General features: G+C 38.5%; 18 protein-coding genes. 14 read left to right on the top strand and 4 right to left on the bottom strand.

Features of this window, described 5'->3' with window-relative positions:
• The first annotated feature begins 4 nt into the window (after nucleotides 1-4).
• The 10 genes from ccmA to I6F10_RS05705 are packed head-to-tail and all read left to right on the top strand — an operon-like array spanning nucleotide 5 to nucleotide 7,725.
• Nucleotides 5-625 carry a cytochrome c biogenesis heme-transporting ATPase CcmA gene (gene ccmA, locus I6F10_RS05750; protein WP_152609331.1) on the top strand — a complete coding sequence of 207 codons (621 nt, stop codon included), beginning with the start codon at nucleotides 5-7 and terminating at the stop codon, nucleotides 623-625.
• Nucleotides 625-1,311: a heme exporter protein CcmB gene (ccmB, locus tag I6F10_RS05745; RefSeq protein ID WP_002959286.1), complete on the top strand. Its 687-nt coding sequence runs from the start codon at nucleotides 625-627 to the stop codon at nucleotides 1,309-1,311. The genes ccmA and ccmB overlap by 1 nt, the downstream gene beginning before the upstream one ends.
• Nucleotides 1,311-2,048 carry a heme ABC transporter permease gene (locus I6F10_RS05740; RefSeq protein WP_002959285.1) on the top strand — a complete coding sequence of 246 codons (738 nt, stop codon included), beginning with the start codon at nucleotides 1,311-1,313 and terminating at the stop codon, nucleotides 2,046-2,048. Before ccmB ends, I6F10_RS05740 begins: the two co-directional genes overlap by 1 nt.
• A gap of 2 nt (nucleotides 2,049-2,050) precedes the next feature.
• Nucleotides 2,051-2,254 carry a heme exporter protein CcmD gene (gene ccmD / locus I6F10_RS05735; protein WP_002959284.1) on the top strand — a complete coding sequence of 68 codons (204 nt, stop codon included), beginning with the start codon at nucleotides 2,051-2,053 and terminating at the stop codon, nucleotides 2,252-2,254.
• Nucleotides 2,251-2,730: a cytochrome c maturation protein CcmE gene (ccmE, locus tag I6F10_RS05730; protein ID WP_002959283.1), complete on the top strand. Its 480-nt coding sequence runs from the start codon at nucleotides 2,251-2,253 to the stop codon at nucleotides 2,728-2,730. The genes ccmD and ccmE overlap by 4 nt, the downstream gene beginning before the upstream one ends.
• 2 nt (nucleotides 2,731-2,732) lie before the next feature.
• On the top strand, nucleotides 2,733-4,703 hold the full coding sequence (locus tag I6F10_RS05725) for a heme lyase CcmF/NrfE family subunit (RefSeq protein ID WP_197098585.1): 1,971 nt from the start codon (nucleotides 2,733-2,735) through the stop codon (nucleotides 4,701-4,703).
• Nucleotides 4,700-5,269: a redoxin family protein gene (locus I6F10_RS05720; RefSeq protein ID WP_002959281.1), complete on the top strand. Its 570-nt coding sequence runs from the start codon at nucleotides 4,700-4,702 to the stop codon at nucleotides 5,267-5,269. The genes I6F10_RS05725 and I6F10_RS05720 overlap by 4 nt, the downstream gene beginning before the upstream one ends.
• Nucleotides 5,269-5,730, top strand: coding sequence for a cytochrome c-type biogenesis protein (locus I6F10_RS05715; protein WP_197098584.1), 462 nt, complete (start codon nucleotides 5,269-5,271; stop codon nucleotides 5,728-5,730). The genes I6F10_RS05720 and I6F10_RS05715 overlap by 1 nt, the downstream gene beginning before the upstream one ends.
• Nucleotides 5,731-6,984, top strand: a complete 1,254-nt coding sequence (ccmI, locus tag I6F10_RS05710; protein WP_197098583.1) for a c-type cytochrome biogenesis protein CcmI — start codon at nucleotides 5,731-5,733, stop codon at nucleotides 6,982-6,984.
• Between the two features lie 9 nt (nucleotides 6,985-6,993).
• Nucleotides 6,994-7,725 (top strand): MlaA family lipoprotein, encoded by a 732-nt coding sequence (locus I6F10_RS05705; RefSeq protein ID WP_002959276.1) that lies wholly within the window; start codon nucleotides 6,994-6,996, stop codon nucleotides 7,723-7,725.
• A 147-nt stretch (nucleotides 7,726-7,872) separates the two neighbouring features.
• Here I6F10_RS05705 and I6F10_RS05700 read toward each other — a convergent pair whose 3' ends face one another.
• Nucleotides 7,873-9,099 carry an EAL and HDOD domain-containing protein gene (locus tag I6F10_RS05700; protein WP_024606195.1) on the bottom strand — a complete coding sequence of 409 codons (1,227 nt, stop codon included), beginning with the start codon at nucleotides 9,097-9,099 and terminating at the stop codon, nucleotides 7,873-7,875.
• 331 nt (nucleotides 9,100-9,430) lie between these two features.
• On the opposite strand from I6F10_RS05700, the gene putP reads away from it, so the two are divergent.
• Nucleotides 9,431-10,909 carry a sodium/proline symporter PutP gene (putP, locus tag I6F10_RS05695; protein WP_197098582.1) on the top strand — a complete coding sequence of 493 codons (1,479 nt, stop codon included), beginning with the start codon at nucleotides 9,431-9,433 and terminating at the stop codon, nucleotides 10,907-10,909.
• Nucleotides 10,910-11,182: 273 nt separating this feature from the next.
• On the opposite strand, the gene I6F10_RS05690 is transcribed toward putP, so the two are convergent.
• Complete coding sequence (locus tag I6F10_RS05690) at nucleotides 11,183-11,500, bottom strand: YebG family protein (RefSeq protein WP_024606193.1); 318 nt, start codon at nucleotides 11,498-11,500, stop codon at nucleotides 11,183-11,185.
• 313 nt (nucleotides 11,501-11,813) lie between these two features.
• Between I6F10_RS05690 and I6F10_RS05685 the strand changes: the two genes are divergently transcribed.
• Nucleotides 11,814-12,110, top strand: coding sequence for a ComEA family DNA-binding protein (locus I6F10_RS05685; protein WP_165742701.1), 297 nt, complete (start codon nucleotides 11,814-11,816; stop codon nucleotides 12,108-12,110).
• A gap of 24 nt (nucleotides 12,111-12,134) precedes the next feature.
• Here I6F10_RS05685 and I6F10_RS05680 read toward each other — a convergent pair whose 3' ends face one another.
• Both I6F10_RS05680 and dsbB read right to left on the bottom strand, forming a co-directional pair.
• Nucleotides 12,135-12,437 (bottom strand): DUF6170 family protein, encoded by a 303-nt coding sequence (locus tag I6F10_RS05680; RefSeq protein WP_010553884.1) that lies wholly within the window; start codon nucleotides 12,435-12,437, stop codon nucleotides 12,135-12,137.
• A 1-nt stretch (nucleotide 12,438) separates the two neighbouring features.
• Entirely contained in the window at nucleotides 12,439-12,957 is a 519-nt protein-coding gene (gene dsbB / locus I6F10_RS05675) for a disulfide bond formation protein DsbB (RefSeq protein WP_007584117.1), read from the bottom strand.
• Between the two features lie 544 nt (nucleotides 12,958-13,501).
• On the opposite strand from dsbB, the gene fadR reads away from it, so the two are divergent.
• Both fadR and I6F10_RS05665 read left to right on the top strand, forming a co-directional pair.
• Nucleotides 13,502-14,215 carry a fatty acid metabolism transcriptional regulator FadR gene (fadR, locus tag I6F10_RS05670; RefSeq protein WP_024606190.1) on the top strand — a complete coding sequence of 238 codons (714 nt, stop codon included), beginning with the start codon at nucleotides 13,502-13,504 and terminating at the stop codon, nucleotides 14,213-14,215.
• Nucleotides 14,216-14,577: 362 nt separating this feature from the next.
• Nucleotides 14,578-15,183: a peroxiredoxin gene (locus I6F10_RS05665; protein WP_007378637.1), complete on the top strand. Its 606-nt coding sequence runs from the start codon at nucleotides 14,578-14,580 to the stop codon at nucleotides 15,181-15,183.
• Nucleotides 15,184-15,197 lie beyond the last annotated feature (14 nt).

Raw genomic sequence — 15,197 nt, 5'->3', positions numbered from 1 at the left:
CATCTTGTTACACATTAAGTCCGTCACCTGCATCAAGCAAGATCGTTGTTTGTTTGCGGATCTTAATTTTAGCCTTAATAGCGGTCAAATCATGCAATTAGCGGGTCCTAATGGGGCTGGTAAAACATCGCTATTGCGTATTATTGCTGGCTTTTCTGTGCCTGATGAAGGGTCTGTTCTGTTCCAAGATCAACCTATATCTAAGTACTATGAAGAGTATGCCAGAGAGCTGCTTTTTATAGGGCATAAAACAGGTGTAAGTACTCAGCTTAGTGCAGTTGAAAATGTTCGCCACTGGTTACAAATTAATGGCTACATAAATGAGCCTGATTTATATCCTATTTTAGCGCAACTTGGCCTTGTTGGACTTGAAGATGTACCCGTTAGAATGCTATCTGCTGGACAACAACGACGTGTAGCGCTAGTTAGGCTTTGGTTAAGTGATGCTAAATTATGGGTACTTGATGAGCCATTTACCGCGCTTGATAAAAGCGGTGTCGCCTTTTTACAGCAACGATTTACTGAACACTTACAAAGCGGTGGTGCCATTTTATTAACGACCCACCAAGACTTAACGACCCACTTTAGTAACTTACAAACGGTTACACTGGAGTATCGCCACTAATGACTCGTCAACACTCTTATTGGTTGCTATTTAGTGCGGTATTTACCAAAGATGTAAAACTTGCGTTTCGCCAGCGCGCCGAAATTGTAAATCCTATTTTATTCTTCTTAATTGTAATTTCATTATTTCCGTTAGCAATAGGGCCTGAGCCCGGTCTACTTGCGAGAATGGCGCCAGGTATTATTTGGGTTGCCGCATTACTCTCTACCATGTTGGGTTTAGATAAGTTGTTTAGGGATGATTTTAACGATGGCTCGTTGGAGCAGTTAATTGCATCCTCTTATCCATTATCGCTAACCGTACTTGCTAAAGTGGCTGCTCATTGGGTGGTGACAGGTTTACCGCTTGTATTAATGACCCCGCTATTTGCATTGTTGTTAAACCTAGAAAGTACGGCGTTAACAGCAACCGTTTTAACATTATTATTAGGCACACCATTATTGAGCTTTATTGGCGCAATAGGCGCTGGGCTTACTGTGGGATTACAAAAAGGGGGTATTTTGATGAGTTTACTCGTACTGCCTTTGTATATTCCTGTTTTGATTTTTGCAACGTCGGCTATCGATACCAGTACAATGTCACTGGATTATAGTGGGCAGCTTGCCATCCTTGGTGCAATGTTACTTATTGCTATTATAAGCGCACCAATTGCCATATCGTCAGCTTTAAAAGTGAGTGTAAGTTAATGTGGAAGTGGTTACATCCCTATGCTAAAGCAGAGCGTGCATACCAGTTATGCAATACGTTACTGCCTTATTTTGCCGTAGTTACCGTAGTTAGTATGATTGTTGGATGGGTATGGGGGCTTGGTTTTGCACCTGCCGATTACCAACAAAAAGACAGCTACCGTATCATCTTTATTCATGTGCCTTCTGCCATTTTATCCATGGGCGCCTACTCCTCAATGGCAATTGCCGCCATTGTTGCACTTGTATGGCAACTACGAAATGCCGAGCTTGCTGTTATTGCTATTGCGCCTGTTGGTGCATGTATTACTGCTATAGCGCTAATTACTGGCGCTGCATGGGGTAAGCCTATGTGGGGTGCTTGGTGGGTATGGGATGCACGTTTAACGTCTGAGCTTATTTTATTATTTTTATATCTTGGTGTGCTTTCGCTTTACCATGCATTTGAAGATAAGAAGTCAGCAGGGCGTGCGGCTTCTATTTTAGCAATTGTTGGCGTAATTAATTTACCTATTATTCATTACTCTGTTGAGTGGTGGAATACGTTACATCAAGGTGCAAGCATTACAAAGCTAGACACAAAAGCAATAGATCCAAGTATGTTCTGGCCTCTTATGGTTAATATTTTAGCCTTTGCTGCTTTTGTTGGAACAGTGACTTTAATTCGTCTTAAAAATGAAATTTTGCAACGTGAAAAGCACCGACCGTGGGTGCGCTCGTTGTTAAATAAGGGGTAATTATGCAGTTTGACTCTTTTTCTGATTTTATTGCAATGGGAGGTTATGGATTTTATGTCTGGCTTTCTTTTGGTACATGCGCACTTATTTTACTCGGTATTTTAGTGAACTCTTTGAGAGACACCAAGCGTATTATGGCTTCAGTGGAGCAACAAATAATACGTGAAGCGCGAATTAAAAAAGCTAAGCAGGAACAAATCTCATGAATCCAAGACGTAAAAAGCGCCTATTGGTAATCATTGCCGTACTGTTTGGTATTGGTGGGTCAATTGGTTTAGTGCTTTATGCACTGCAAGAAAATATTAATCTTTTTTATACGCCAAGCGAATTAATTGATGGCAAAGGCCCTAACAAAGAAAAACCACATATAGGTCAAAAGTTACGTATTGGCGGCATGGTTGTGCCAGGCACGGTTGAGCGTAATGAACAAAGCTTACAAGTAAGCTTTAAGCTAATAGATACAGGTCCATTAGTGACAGTGCGTTATCAAGGCATATTGCCAGACTTGTTTCGTGAGGGGCAAGGCATTGTAGCGCAGGGCGTATTAGTCGAGCCTAATGTTATTGAAGCATTTGAAGTGCTTGCAAAGCATGATGAAGAATATATGCCAGCAGAAGTTGCAGAGGCAGTTAAAGGTATTAAGCACGAAAAACCAAAATACAACTTAGATAGTGGTAATTAGCTATGATCCCAGAAATTGGTTATTTTTCTTTAACGCTTGCCATGGTGCTAAGCGTTTTACTGTGTATTTTTCCTCTTTGGGGCGCGCATACTGGTAATCTTCGATTAATGCGTGCGGCTCCATCTTTAGCAATAGGCCAGTTTGCTTTTGTACTAATCTCTTTTGCTGCACTTATTTATGCAAGTTTAACAGACGACTTTACCGTATCTTACGTAGCGTATCATTCAAGTAGTACGCTGCCTTGGTACTATAAAATCACCTCTACGTGGGGCGGTCATGAAGGTGCTATTTTATTATGGTTAGTAATGCAAGCGGGTTGGACTGCTGCTGTAGCAGCGCGTTCTAAATCATTACCTTGGGTATTACGTGCTCGCGTACTGGGTGTACTTGGCTTTTTAGGTGTAGGTTTTATGATGTACACCTTACTGCTTTCAAGCCCGTTTGAGCGCCTACTTCCTTATTTTCCGGTAGAAGGGCGTGACTTGAATCCGCTGCTTCAAGATCCAGGTATGATTATTCATCCACCATTACTGTACATGGGTTATGTGGGGCTGTCGGTTGCTTTCTCTTTTGCTATAGCGGCATTGTTAACAGGTAAACTTGATAACACATGGGCTAAATGGTCACGCCCGTGGACGATGACAGCATGGGGGTTCTTAGGTTTAGGTCTTACTATTGGTAGCTGGTGGGCGTATTCAGAACTAGGCTGGGGCGGCTGGTGGTTTTGGGATCCAGTAGAAAACGCAGCGCTTATGCCTTGGCTTGTTGCAACCGCATTACTGCATTCATTAAGTGTGACAGAAAAGCGCGGTATATTTAAATCATGGACCGTATTACTCGCAATTGCAGCATTCTCTTTAAGTTTGCTAGGTACGTTTATTGTACGCTCGGGTATTATTGTATCGGTACATGCGTTTGCTACAGACCCCGATAGAGGCTTATTTATACTCGCCTTTTTAGGCATCGTTGTCGGTGGTGGCTTGGTGTTATATGCAATGCGTGTGTCACAAGTTCACAGTGAAGGACGATACAAGCTGGTATCGCGCGAAGTGGCGTTATGGCTCAATAATATATTTTTAGTTGTTGCTACATTAATTGTTATGTTAGGTACATTGTTGCCAATGGTTCATAAAGAAATGGGCTTAGGTAGCATTTCTATTGGCGAACCGTTTTTTAATAAGATGTTTGCAATAATTTTAGTACCGTTTGCTATTTTGATGGGGATCGGACCACTTTTACGTTGGAAGCAAAACAAGTGGGCTTTTTTGCAAAACAAAATATTAATGGGCGCATTAGCAAGTGTTGTGATTACCTGCGCTTGGTTATTCTCAAGTTACGATTTAGTAAAACCACTTACGTTATTAGCGACAACACTGGCGGTTTGGATTGCAATATCAACAGGGATTGATATTTACACCAAAGCAGCTGTGCACGGGAGCTTAAAAGAAGGCTTAAAACGCTTTACTGTAAGTTACTGGGCTATGGTACTTGGGCATATTGGTATTGCATTTATTATTGCGGGCGTAACACTTACCTCGGCTTATTCAGTAGAGCGTGATGTATCGATGAAGCCGGGTGAAATAGCACAGCTTAATGAGTATGAATATCGCTTTGATGGCGTTAAAACTATTCGTGGGCCAAACTACAGCGGTCATGCGGGCGTTGTATCTGTGCTTAAAAATAATGAGCTAGTAACACGTTTACACGCCGAAAAACGTAAATATGACATTGGTATGCAGTTTATGACTGAGGCGGCAATAGATGCCGGTTTTAAACGTGATTTATACCTAGCATTAGGTGAGCAATTAAGTGGTGATGCATGGTCACTTCGCATTTATCATAAACCATTTGTACGCTGGATATGGATTGGAGGTGTGCTTATGTCATTAGCAGGTTTCATGATTTTGTTTGATAAACGTTACCGTACATCAGCTAAAACAGCCCGTAAAGATGTTCCGGAGAGTGTTTTATGAACCGTAAAATTTTAGCTATTGCTCCGCTTTTAGTGTTTGCTTTTGTGTGTGTATTTTTATACCAAGGTCTTTTTGCCAACCCTCGTGAAATTCAAACAGGGCGGTTAGGTCAAGAAATGCCAGCATTTAATTTACCTGATTTAATGCAAGACAATAAGCAGTGGACTAACGAGTCGTTAAAAGGTGAAGTTTACTTATTAAATGTATGGGGTACGTGGTGCCCAACATGTTTAGTCGAACTTGGTTATTTAACTAAGTTACGTGAGCAAGGCGTTAAAATTATTGGACTATATTACGTACAAGGTTACGACGCTGATTTTGATGGCCCGTTTGATATGCAATCACTTCGCAGCGAAGTCACTGATATGCTGCAACGTGCGGGTGACCCTTACCAATTTAATATTTTAGATTTACACCGTACTTTGTCGTTGGATTTAGGCGTGTCGGGTGCGCCAGAAACATTTTTAGTTGATAAAAACGGCACTATTTTGTTACATCACACCGGTGATATAAACCCGCGAGTATGGCGAGCTAAATTTGCGCCAATTATGCAGGAGCTTAAATAATGAAGTGGTTACTACTTGCGCTTAGCCTTTTTGTAAGCATGGGTGCGTTTGCACAGCAAGATCGCTATCAATTTGATAACAACAAACAAGCAATATTGTTTGAAGAGTTAACCAAAGAGCTACGTTGCCCTAAGTGTCAAAATCAAAACATCGCGGACTCCGACGCTGTTGTTGCTAAAGACTTGCGCGATAAAGTGCTCGTATTGGTTAAAGAAGGTAAAAGCAAAGACGAAGTGATTGATTATATGATTGACCGCTTTGGCTATTTTGTTCATTACGACCCACCTGTTACACCAGCGACTTTAGTGCTGTGGGTACTACCTGTGTTAATTGTAATTGTTGGCTTTGGTTTTATTGTTATTCGCCAACGAAAAGCATCAGTAAAACAAACATGGAGCAGCGACGATGAAATGCTGCTAGCGAAGCTAATTGAACAAAATAAACGTCAGGAGCAAAGCTAAATGATTTTAATGTGGGCGTGTTTTGCCTTACTCACACTGATTGCTCTTAGCTTTGTTATGGTACCTTTTTTAAAAAAAGAGCGTGTTCAAACGATTACTCATAACGCCAATGCTGAATTAATTAGTATTTATGAGCAGCGTTTAGTCGATTTGCAAACTGATTTAGATAATCAACGCATTGATAGCGTAAATCACGCAGAATCAATTGTTGAATTAAAACGTCGCTTATTGAACGAGCTATCACCAGAGAAATCACTTAACAGCAAAGGTAATAACCGTATTTTTGCTTTAACAGGCGGTGCATTTGTTCTTGCACTTACAGGGATTTTTTATAGTTTTACAGGCAGTCAGCAGCAAATTTCGGCTTGGCATGATGCAATGGATAATTTAGCTGATTATGGCGAGCGTGCTGTAATGCAAAAAGGTGAGCCGCTTAGTCAAAATGAGCTGCAGGCTTTTGCATTGGCGCTTCGTACTAAACTTAGCCGTTCTGGCGATGATGAAGTTGCTTGGATGCTACTTGGTCGAGTGGCTATGTCGCTTAATGAATTTGACATGGCGCAGCAGTCATTTGATAAAGCACTACGTATGAACCCTGATAATATGCAGGTTCTTATTAGTTACAGTCAGGTTTTATTGCTTGAAGGTAGCGAAGCTAATATGACTCGCGCGGCAGGTATGCTTTCAAAAGTGCTAAACGTTGAGCCTACAAATTTAGATGCTATTTCGTTACTAGCGCTGATAGCGTATGAGCGTAAAGATTGGCCTCAAGCTAAAACTGCATTTGAAGTTTTATTGGCGAGCATGGAAAAAAATGATTCACGTTATAACATGATCTCAGAACGTATTGCTGATATTGAGCAGCAAATGCAAAGTGAAGGCTCAGTTATGCCAGTTACTACTACAACGGGTGCTATTGCAGTTACAGTCGACATTGCAAAAGAGCTTATTGATAAACAGCCAAAAGACGGTATTTTGTTTATATTTGCAAAAGCTGCAACTGGCTCACCTATGCCATTGGCTGCTGTTAAGCTGACTAAATATTCATTTCCAATTACAGTTGAGTTGAGTGATAGTAGTGCAATGGTTGCAGGGCTTAACTTATCTAGTGCAGAAAATATTATTATTTCGGCACGTATTTCTATCGATGACTCTGTTATGCCAAGCTCTGGTGAGCTAGAAGGTCATTCACAGGCGTTAAAGCGTGAAAGTGTAAGTGACTACCAACTTCAAATTGATACATTAATACCTTAAGGACGTTAGATGTTAAAACACAGTTTTACTTTTTTATGTTTATTGATACTAGCCGGCTGTGCTCAAGTACCTCAAAGCAAAGTAGATGACAGAGATCCGCTGCAAAGTATTAATCGTCCATTATATGACTTTAATATGGATGTACTGGATGCTTATTTGTTGCGCCCAGTTGCTGTAGGTTATGTTGAAGTAACGCCTGTACCGGTAAGAAACGGTATTGTTAATTTTACAGGTAATATCACCGCACCTGTAGATATGATCAATGCGGGTTTGCAAGGTAAACCGGGTAATGCAAGTGTGAGCTTAGCACGCTTTTTAGTTAACTCTACTGTCGGTCTGTTTGGTATCTTTGATGTTGCAAGCTCACTAGGTCTTGAAATAGTCGATGAAGACTTTGGACAAACGTTGGGTGTATGGGGCGTAGGTGATGGCGCCTATTTAATGCTACCAGGTATGGGGCCAACAACAGCACGTAACCTGACCGGTGATGTAGTCGATAACTTTGTATTACCTGAAGTTGCGCTAACGACTCCACAAACTATTTTAGTATTTGTTTTAAAAGCAGTTGAGGCGCGTGCATCATTAATCCCACAAGAAGGGCTATTAAATGATTCACTTGATCCGTACTTATTTGTAAAAGATATTTACTTCCAGCGTCAAATTTATGAGCTGTACGATGGCAACCCACCTATAAAAGAAGAGCCAGCTGATTTTGATGAAGACTTTTTAGAAAGTTTATAATTGAAGCCAATAATAAAAACGCCAGCTAAATGCTGGCGTTTTTATTGACTGTTTATATATAATCTGAACTTTGGCTAGAGAAAAATAAACTTAAGTATCATTATGATTCAATATATTAGTAAATACCTTAACCAGAGTTCGGGTTACTTATTTTTCGTTAACTATTAACTGCATTTGCTCATTAACCCAAGTGAGTGCTTCATGATAGGCATCAGGAACTTTTTCACCTAGGTTTAGCTCTTTCGTTAATTCGTTTGCGGCTGACCAGTTAGCTTGTTCATAATACTTAACTAAGTTTAAATATTTTGCCAGCAAGCCTTCATCGTTTAATAACGCTGCTTTTATGTCATTCGAAAGTGGAAGCTTTTTCATAACGCTTTCCATACTCTCATCTAAAATAGCATCCATAAGAGACATCATACCGGTTAAAAATGCCATGCCGGTATCTTTAAATTGTCCATGGGATATAGCGAGTAACTCACCAAAACGAGCGCGCGTAAGCGATAGCCTAATTAGCTCTACAGGTTTATCTGCTGATACTTGCGCTGCAAATAATAATGATAATAGTTTTTTAATTTCGTTAGCACCAAGCACTATAAGGGCTTGCTTAATGGTACTTATTTCAGCACGCCTTGCAAAGGCAGCAGAATTTGAATACCTAAGTAATTTGTAAGATAGGTTTACATCACGCTCAAACACATCAGTGATTTTTTTAAGATCCATATCAACGCTTGATGTTTCGTAAAGTAATTCAGCTAATGCCATTTCTGAAGGCGGTAGAGCCTTACTTTGTACCATTTCAGGTTTTGAGAAGAAAAATCCTTGGAAATAATCAAAACCAAGCTCTAGAGCTTGTTGGTAAATTTCATAGGTTTCTACTTTTTCGGCAAGTAACTTAATATGCGAGTGCAGTTTTAAATCATTAAGAACCGTTTTTATTGTATCTATATCAGATGCTAAAAAATCTATTTTAATAATATCAATAAATGGGTAAAAATGACGCCATACAGGTTGATGAATATAGTCATCAAGAGCAATAGTGTAACCTTTATCTTTTAAATCTTTAACGATAGCTAATAAACGCTTACCAGGCTGGATAGTTTCAAGTATTTCTACAACTATAGTGTCTTTACCTAGTAGTGTAGGGTAACCCTTTGATAGTGTTTCTAGGGTGAAGTTTATATAGGCAGGTTTATTGTCGGTTAAATCTTCTAAACCAAAATTAAACTGGCTACCCTCTATAAGTCGTGTTGTTGCCTCGTCACCGTCTATATCGGGAAATACGTTATCAACGCCATCGCGAAATAAAAGTTCATACCCGATGAGCTTTTTATCTCTGTCTAAAATAGGTTGGCGTGCAGCGTAAAAATACATAAACAGTTCCGTAAGAGTAATCTAATTAGTTATTGTAATAATATATGGCAAAAGACTCAAAATAGCATTACGTATATTTGCTAGATTAATAAATTATCATTAAAAATTAAGGTCTTTCTAGTATTTAATTTATTATATTTCACCAATTCGCTTTAAAATTATTCAACATGAGTATTTTTGTATCAGGTGAGGGCAGCAAGTTGGAGATTTTATTATCAAGCATGATATAGTCAGCGAGAATGGTTTTTACCCCAATAGTGTCTTAACTATAAAATTTTAAGAGTCATTATTTGGATTAAAGCCTATTATTAATAATTATGCGGAGGCTAATTTGGAAACAGGAATGATTATTTCACTAGCATTATATTTTATTGTAATGTTAGGTATCGGACTATATGCATATAAGCAATCTACTGACGATGTATCTGGTTACATGTTAGGTGGACGAAATCTATCTCCAAGTGTAGCTGCACTGTCTGCAGGTGCATCTGATATGAGTGGCTGGATTTTAATGGGCCTACCTGGTGCGATGTTTGTTACTGGTTTTAGTAGTACATGGATAGCAATTGGCTTGGTGATTGGTGCTTGGTTAAACTATTTGTTAGTTGCACCGAGATTACGTGTTTACACTGAAAAAGCAAATGACTCTATAACCATCCCAGATTACTTTTCAAATCGCTTCAATGATAAATCCAACCTATTACGTGTTGTATCAGCTGTGGTAATTATTGTTTTCTTTACTCTTTATACTTCATCTGGTGTTGTCGCTGGTGGTAAATTGTTTGAAAGCTCATTTGGTTTAACTTATGAGATGGGTTTATACATTACAACGGGCGTAGTTGTTTTATATACCTTGTTTGGTGGTTTTTTAGCTGTCAGCTTAACTGACTTTGTGCAAGGTTGTATTATGTTCATTGCACTTATTCTAGTACCAACGGTTGCATACTCTTTGCTTGAACAACCTTTAGAATCAACTTTACATAGCGTAAATCCAGATATGCTTAACTGGATTGGTGCAGGTTCTGCATTAGGTATTATTTCTGCAATGGCTTGGGGTTTAGGTTATTTTGGCCAACCACATATCATTGTTCGTTTTATGTCGGTGCGTAGTGTTAAAGATATGCCTAAAGCACGCCGTATTGGTATGACATGGATGATTGTTGCTGCCATTGGTGCTGTTGGTACTGGTATATTTGGTGCAGCTTATACTTATGAGAACAACATTGTAGTTGAAGATCCTGAAACAATTTTCTTAATTCTTTCTGAGTTGCTGTTCCACCCACTTATTGCTGGCTTTTTACTTGCTGCAATTTTGGCTGCGATTATGAGTACTATCTCATCTCAATTATTGGTTAGTTCAAGTTCATTAACAGAAGATTTCTATAAAACATTCTTACGTAAAGATGCCAGTGATAAAGAGCTAGTTGCTGTTGGCCGTATTAGTGTTGCCGTAGTTGCTATGTTCGCTATTTATTTGGCTTACGATAGAGATAGCTCTATATTAGACCTAGTAAGTAATGCGTGGGCTGGCTTTGGTGCTGCGTTTGGACCACTTGTATTGTTTAGCCTTTATTGGAAACGCATGAACTTTGCTGGTGCGTTAGCTGGTATGTTAGTAGGCGCATTTACTGTGCTAATTTGGATATATGGACCATTTACTATCAATGGTGAAAGCTTAAGTAGCTTTATGTACGAAATAGTACCTGGCTTTATTTTAGCGAGTATTGCAATTGTTGTTGTTAGCTTAGTAACAAAAGAGCCAGAGCAAAACATCACTGTTTTATTTGATGAAGTAGAAAAAGAGCTTTAATTAGCAATTACTACTTATTTTAAAGTGAGTAGTAATTAATACCAATCCGCAATAATACTTAATCATTTTGCGGGGCTAAACGTGTTGCTACCGGCGTTAAAAAATTCTCATTTAGTACAACTAAATATCGAATTTTTGCCTAGCTATCAACACGTTTTTCCACCCTCAAAGAGATCACTTAATTAAGCGAATTGGTATAATAAAAAAGGGAGCAACTTAGTTGCTCCCTTTTTTATTTAGTTTGTCCCGTTCGAGGAGGGAACATTCTATGAATTAACTTACTTTTTTATCGTTGTTATCTTCAATTGATGCAACGTTATCTGACTTTTTACTTTTTGCTGGCGCTTTGGTAACAACTGGATCTTTGCCGCCCTTTAATATGGTCATAAAGTCATCTTTGCTTTTCGCTATTTCTAAAGCAAGTGATTCAATTTGTTGCTCACTAAGCGGTACGTCTACCTTTTCTAGCATTAGCTCAAGTGATTCTGCTATATCGAGCATCTTATCATAAGCATCAGCTTCTTTTTTGGTAGTAAACGTCATACGCTCGACTCCGTTTCGTTCTACAACATATTTAACAACAACAGCCATGATTTCTCCTGCAAAATTGCTTGGCACCGTGGTTTGTAAAAACCATTAGATTACTGTTTTTATGTACAGTAATGGTTTGGGCGTAAATTTGCAAGCGCGAAGTATTAATTTTTAGGTGTCTTAAATTTGACAAAAAACGGTAACTTTACTTTAGTTAAGCAATCACTTGTTGTACCAGCTGCATTTTCAGGATTTCGGATCATAGTGATAATGCGTTTAGGTACACTTTAAATGATGAGCTTTTCAGTTCCTTACTTTTTGGTTTTCCTGAGCAATATTCAAAATTAAGAAAAGAAGAATAGGGACAAGTTTGATGAAAACGTTAAAAAATTTATTCATAATAAGCTTATTATGCTTACTACCCGCGACTACCGCGTATGCACAATTATCAGAAGTAACTAAGCAAATGCCTCAAGTTGAGACAATTAGTATAAATAATGCCGATGCAGAGAAGCTTGCTAAGCTACCAGGTATAGGTAAGAAAAAAGCGCAGGCAATAGTGGACTTCCGTGAAGAAAACGGCGAATTTAAAAGCGTCAGTGATTTATCGCAAGTTAAAGGAATTGGTAAAAAACTATTAGCCAAATTAGAGGGGAAAATTTCACTTTAATAGCAGTAGATAACAATCAGGGCGCTATGCGCCCTGATTAAATTGTTTTAATGCATCGCTTAAGTGTTTTTTAGCAAAGTTGATTTCAATAGGTGTTGTTAAAAGTGGGTAGCAAAGTCCGCCGAGTATCAAAAACGGGATTAATATCCAACCTTTAAATACTGTGAATATTAAAAATAGTGGACTTAGTAATATTAATTTAATAATACGTAGTAACACTTTATCAGTTGGCGATAACATACTTAAAGAAAGTGCTATTACGTCCTGACGCTTGCGTACCTTTAGGTGCTTAAGCTCATCTAATTGGCTTGAAAAAAATGTGAACATATCAAATCGACTTTTTAATTAATAAACGGCCAATAACTATAATAAATAGTGTTAGTGAGAAAATCCCAAATATAATTTCCATCCAAGCAGGCATGCTCAAACCAACAAATTGCCAATCTATATTTCCACAATCCCCGGTCGCCTGAAAAAAGCTAGGTATCCATTCATGTAACGGCATAAACGATGGGAAGTTTGGTTCAAACTCACAGCTAAATGCAAAAGGGTCCGTGGTGGTTTGCATATCAATATGCTCGCGAGCAATTAAATATCCCCAAACACTCGATACACCCCAAATTACATACGCTAATATACGAACTGCTTTGCTCTGTGGTTTAGTCGAACCTACAATTCCTGCGCCTAATAGACCCAGTACGGCTGTACGTTGATATATGCACATTATGCAAGGCGCCAATCCCATTTGGTATTGAAAGAAAAGGGCGGTCACTTCAAGTAAAAAAACGATAGCTGTAAATAAAAGCCAAGGGGTACGTTGGGTGGGTAATTGCGCAAGCCAGTTCATAAAAATTCCGCGTTTAAATAAGACGTTAGATTATGACCTAGGATAATGTATGCGGCAACAAAAAGGAAAAAAAAGCTACCGAAGTCGCTTTTTATAAGATGAAATTTTTGACCACTCAATGCAGCCTCAGCAGAGGCTACATGACGCTCGACTTAGTTCCCATTGATACATAAGCTTAGTTATATCGCTTACTTATACAACATTGGTACATTGCCTAATCAATTCTTTAAAGTTGCGGTTAGAACGCTCTGTTGCATAGGTGTTCCTTTTTAATGTACTTATGTGTTTTAAGTTGATTCAGCTAGGTATGGTGTAAATAAAAAATACCAATAATTACAATGTATCTACAATGAATATTGCTCTGTATATTTATACATTGTAGCTATATTAGAAAAACCTAAATTTTATTATTTATTAATCTTTAATTTCTACTCATTTGCTTATTAATATACCTGACTTTACTTGTTAGTTATGCTTCCTCTGGTACAATCAGTCAGTTATTCGTGTAAAACGATGAGTGTTGATTAATTCGAGTGGGAACTGGATGAGAATTTTTAAAGCGAAAAGCCCAGCAGGATTTGCTGAAGAATATATAGTTGAATCTATTTGGAACGGCGATTTCCCTCCAGGTTCAATTCTACCTGCCGAGCGAGAACTTTCAGAGTTAATTGGTGTAACAAGAACGACCTTGAGAGAAGTATTACAGCGTTTAGCACGTGATGGTTGGTTAACAATTCAGCATGGTAAACCAACAAAAGTAAATAACTTTTGGGAAACGTCTGGCTTAAACATTCTTGAAACATTAGCGCGCTTAGATGAAGACAAGATGCCAGAGCTGACAGATCAGCTTTTATCTGCACGTACTAATATTAGTGCTATTTATACACGTGCTGCAATTAAGTTAAATCCTGAACGCGTGATTGAAATTTTATCACAAAGCCATGAGCTAGAAGACACCGCTCAAGCATTTGCTGACTATGATTATAAAGTGCATCACGAATTAGCCGTTGCGGGTAATAACCGTATTTATGTATTAATACTTAACGGCTTTAGAGGCTTTTATTCAAAGATTGGTTGTCATTACTTCTCTGATGCTGGAACTCGTGAACTTGCTCGTCAGTTTTATAAAGATTTAACCATTTTGGCAGAAAAGAAAGAGCATGATGGTGCTATTTCTATGATGCGTAAATATGGTCATCAAACAGGTGAGATTTGGCAAAAAATCCGTGGTGATATGCCCTCAGATATAATGGACTAAGTCTAAGCGAGAAACCTGCATTTGCAGGTTTTTTTATATCTGTAAAATTTAGCGCCACCGTATATGAAATTCTAAAAAGTTTAATGCATAAACCACTTCGATATTTTTAAAATTTCTACTTAGTTACAACGCAACTTACACTTTAAATTAGACCTATTATTTAAGCATATTAGCGCAAGTTGCAAGTGTTCGTTATTTTCGATTGCTCACATCGTTAAATGCGATTGTTCTTTTGTAGTGAATAACTTTAGAATACCAATTAATTATATGTATGCGCTATTGGTTTTTAATTTTTAGCGCCCATATAAGTACCAGCATTGCGAAAGCAATTGAAAACAAACTCAAAATATTTGGAGAATAAAATGGGTGTATTAGTAGGCCGCCAGGCACCAGACTTTACCGCTGCAGCTGTTCTTGGTAACGGTGAAATTGTAGATAGCTATAACCTTCATGAAACAATTAAAGGTAAAAAAGCAGTTATCTTCTTTTACCCACTAGATTTCACGTTTGTATGTCCTTCTGAACTTATTGCATTTGATAAGCGTTTTGAAGAGTTTCAAAAGCGTGGCGTAGAAGTAATTGGTGTTTCTATCGATTCACAATTCTCACATAACGCATGGCGTAACACTGCTGTAGCAGACGGCGGTATTGGTAAAGTTCAATACGCACTAGTTGCAGACGTTAAACACGAAATTTGTAAAGCATACGACGTTGAGCATCCAGAAGCGGGTGTTGCGTTCCGTGGTTCTTTCTTAATTGATGAAGAAGGTAACGTACGTCACCAAGTAGTGAACGATTTACCACTAGGTCGTAACATAGACGAAATGCTTCGCATGGTTGACGCGCTAGCGTTCCATACTGAGCACGGTGAAGTATGTCCTGCTGGTTGGACTGAAGGTAAAAAAGGTATGGACGCAAGCCCTGAAGGCGTTGCTAAGTTCTTATCTGAAAACGAAGGCGAGCTATAAAGCTATAATTTAGC

This window comes from Pseudoalteromonas sp. SWYJZ98, assembly GCF_015864495.1.
GTDB classification, from domain to species: Bacteria; Pseudomonadota; Gammaproteobacteria; order Enterobacterales; family Alteromonadaceae; genus Pseudoalteromonas; species Pseudoalteromonas distincta.
Note: the sequence above shows the minus strand (reverse complement) of the source record. Positions and strands in the feature narration are given on the sequence as shown.